This is a genomic window from uncultured Agitococcus sp., assembly GCF_937920075.1.
Classification (GTDB): Bacteria; Pseudomonadota; Gammaproteobacteria; order Pseudomonadales; family Moraxellaceae; genus Agitococcus.
In genome coordinates, this window is the sequence record NZ_CALETI010000057.1 from 1 (window position 1) to 3,358 (window position 3,358).

At 41.8% G+C, this 3,358-nt stretch carries 4 protein-coding genes; 1 reads left to right on the forward strand and 3 read right to left on the reverse strand.

The genetic code is table 11. From position 1 onward, the window contains the following. The 3 genes from Q0212_RS01810 to Q0212_RS01820 all read right to left on the reverse strand — a co-directional run. Window positions 1-526, reverse strand: a 526-nt coding sequence (locus tag Q0212_RS01810; RefSeq protein WP_297921324.1) for an IS3 family transposase, incomplete at its 3' end; no start/stop codon positions are given. Between the two features lie 11 nt (window positions 527-537). After that, the gene (locus Q0212_RS01815) at window positions 538-852 is read right to left on the reverse strand and encodes a transposase (RefSeq protein WP_297921317.1); all 315 of its coding nucleotides are present in this window, start codon (window positions 850-852) and stop codon (window positions 538-540) included. 108 nt (window positions 853-960) lie between these two features. After that, on the reverse strand, window positions 961-1,797 hold the full coding sequence (locus Q0212_RS01820) for an SDR family NAD(P)-dependent oxidoreductase (RefSeq protein ID WP_297921320.1): 837 nt from the start codon (window positions 1,795-1,797) through the stop codon (window positions 961-963). 187 nt (window positions 1,798-1,984) lie between these two features. On the opposite strand from Q0212_RS01820, the gene dnaX reads away from it, so the two are divergent. Further along, window positions 1,985-3,358: DNA polymerase III subunit gamma/tau (gene dnaX / locus Q0212_RS01825; RefSeq protein ID WP_297921322.1), on the forward strand; the 1,374-nt coding region annotated here is incomplete at its 3' end.

A 3,358-nucleotide genomic window follows, 5' to 3' on the forward strand; every position in this document is an offset into this window, starting at 1 on the left:
AAAAGGCCATTTGTAATGCACTGACACACAATGACGTTTTCATATGATTAGCCATTGCCCAACCCACGACTTGCCGCGAAAATAAGTCTATGACCACCGCAACATACAGCCAACCCTGTAATGTCCACACATACGTGATGTCTGTTGTCCAAACCTGATTGGGCTGACTCACACTAAATTTTCTATCTAACTTATTGGGTGATATAGACTCACTGTGATCGCTATCCGTTGTCACTTTCACGCGTTTAGGGTATCTGGCCACTAAGTTTAAGTCTTGCATGAGGCGACGTACTTTATAACGGCCTACCTGAATCCCCTGTGTTTTTAATATGTTCGTCAGTCGGCGACTACCATAAACACCGCGATTTTCGCTAAATAATTGCCTTAGCTTTTTGGCAAGAACGTGGTCTTGCTCGGCTTTAGGGCATTTATGCGCTGATTGACACCACGCATAATAGGCACTGCTACTCACGGCCATAACGCGGCATAAAACTGTCACAGGATAGGTCTTCTGTTGCTCTCGAATAAAGCTATACTTTACTCGACTTCTTTCGCAAAGAAGACGGCGGCCTTTTTTAGGATTTCACGCTCCATTCTCAACTGTTCGTTTTCTTTCCTTAAACGGCGTAATTCGTCGTGTTCCGCAAGGCTTAAGCATGACTTCTTATTTAATGCTTCATTCACATTCGGCGGTCGCTCTGCTTTAACCCAACGCGATAATGCACTTAATGATACCCCTAAATGCTCTGCTGCTTTTTGGCAGCTATAGCCTTTCTCAAGCACTAATTTAGCCGCGTCTTGCTTAAATTCTAAACTATAGGTCGGCTTTTTCGTTGTCTTTGTTGCTTTCATAAACACCTCTACTTGCAGTATAAATACTACCGTTCAAAGTGTCCTGCTTTATTAAACCATTACATTGGTTTAAACAAAATATGATATCAATAGCAACTTTTTACAGTCTTACAACGCCTCAACCTGACATAAACCAGCACTCACTTCATAAAGTTTGAGGGCTAAATCTTCATTGCGTGCGCGTGGCGAACTTAAAGCAGGTTCGCCTTTGCTAAAATATTTACCTGTGCTTTCGCCTAAATGTGGAGCAGTTGCCAATAAAACGGCGGTGCGTGCGCCTTCTTCGGGTGCAGCCAAAAAGGGTTTAACGGTTAAATAGGCGGCTCGTGGCAAATTAAAATAAATTTCTTGGGGTGTACCAGCAGGATGAAAAGAGTTGCTAGTAATTTTGGTACGTTTTAAACGGCGTGACAACTCATTACTAAATAATAAAATAGCTAATTTTGATTGTGCATAAGCACGAATTGGGTCATAAAACTTTTCGCCATGAAAGCTACCAAAATCAATATTACCCAACCAGTGCATCATCGACGAAGTATGGACAATGCGGCCTTTGCCTGCTTCATTTAACAAATCGAGTAACAACTGGGTTAATAAAAAATGGCCTAAATAATTTGCCCCAAATTGTGCTTCAAAACCATCGCGGGTTTTTTGTTTGGTGAGTGGTGCTAAACTCGCATTATTGATTAACACATCAATCGCATCGTATTCTTTTTCTAGCTTGCTACAAAACAAACGAATCGAAGAAAAAGACGAAAGGTCTAAAACCAAATTTTTAATATTGGCACGAGGAAAAGCGGTATTAATTTCTTGGCATAATTGCGCCCCATCTTCAGCATCACGGCTGGTAAAAAGCACCTTATGGCCTTGAGCAGCAAGGGCGCGCGCCGTTGCCGCACCAACACCACTTTCACCGCCTGTAATTAAAATAGTTTTGGTTTTCATTGTGTTAACATAGGTTAAAGAGTTTTATGGGACATGGCCTATCCTAATGTGTGCCAAGATGAAGCACAAGCATTAAAACAACATACAAACCTAAAGCTTGTCAATTTCTCAAAAGGCTTTATGTTATGATTAAGGGCAGTCTAAACCCGTATTTCAGTTAAATAATTAATAAGAGTTTTACCTAAAGATGAGTTATCAAGTTCTTGCCCGTAAATATCGTCCAAAAAACTTTGCTGAGTTAGTTGGCCAAGAACATGTTGCTCGTGCATTAGCGAATGCTTTAACACAGAATCGTTTGCATCATGCTTATTTATTTACAGGTACTCGCGGTGTAGGAAAAACCACCATTGCCCGTATTTTGGCTAAATGTCTGAATTGTGAAACAGGTATAACCGCGCAACCTTGTGGTGTATGCGCCACTTGTCAAGAAATCAATCAAGGTCGTTATATTGATTTAATCGAAATTGATGCGGCGAGTAATACAGGCGTTGATGATGTGCGTGAAGTGATTGAAAATGCACAATATATGCCCACACGCGGACGTTATAAAGTGTACTTAATTGACGAAGTACATATGTTGTCTAAAGCAGCGTTTAATGCCTTGCTCAAAACTTTAGAAGAACCACCCAGCCACGTTAAGTTTTTATTAGCTACTACCGACCCACAAAAAATTCCTGTCACCGTGTTGTCACGCTGTTTGCAGTTTTCGCTAAAGCCGATGTCTCCAGAACGGGTAGTGCAGCATTTAGAAAATGTATTAGCCGCAGAAAATGTGCAATATGATATGGGGGCATTATGGGAATTAGGACGAGCCGCAAATGGCTCAATGCGTGATGCGCTGTCGTTGACCGATCAAGCAATTGCTTTTGGTAATGGTTTATTACGCGAGCAAGAAGTGCGTGATATGTTGGGCAGTGTTGACCGAGATTTGGTGTTTCGGGTATTGGCAGCCATAGATAGTGCTGATGCTGGCCAAGTGTTAGCCGTGATTAATACCTTGGCAGAGCAAAGTGTTGATTTTCAAGGAGCATTAGCAGCATTAATTAGTATGCTGCATCGTGTCGCATTAGCACAGTTGTTGCCTGATGCTATTGAAAATACTGAAGGTGACAAAGAAAAGGTCTTGGCTTTAGCCCAAGCATTAAGCCCTGAAGATGTACAGTTATATTATCAAATTGCTTTACATGGTCGTCGTGATTTACCGTTAGCAATTACCACCCGTCAAGGGTTTGAAATGTGTTTGCTGCGTATGCTTAGTTTTAAACCTGTACCAACAACACCCCCTAAAGGTTTTAGTGGTCTGCCAAATGCTCAAGCAGGTTTGGGGAGAAATGAAACCGTAACTCAACAGGCGCAACAAGCACGTAGTCAGTTATCTGCCTTGTTATCGACGACTCAGCAACAGCCTAAATCAACTGCTACAGAAACAGTCGAAACAACAGAACCAGTGATCGAAAAAAAAACACCTGAAGTAATTGCAGTTCCTAGTGAGCATAAATTAGCCTCACCTGAACCTGAACCTGAACCTGAACCTGAACCTGAACCTGAACCTGAACCTGAA

Excerpts from the sequence above, each read along its gene's own strand:
- Q0212_RS01815 (WP_297921317.1), bottom strand. The coding sequence starts at position 852 with ATGAAAGCAACAAAGACAACGAAAAAGCCGACCTATAGTTTAGAATTT.
- Q0212_RS01820 (WP_297921320.1), bottom strand. The coding sequence starts at position 1,797 with ATGAAAACCAAAACTATTTTAATTACAGGCGGTGAAAGTGGTGTTGGT.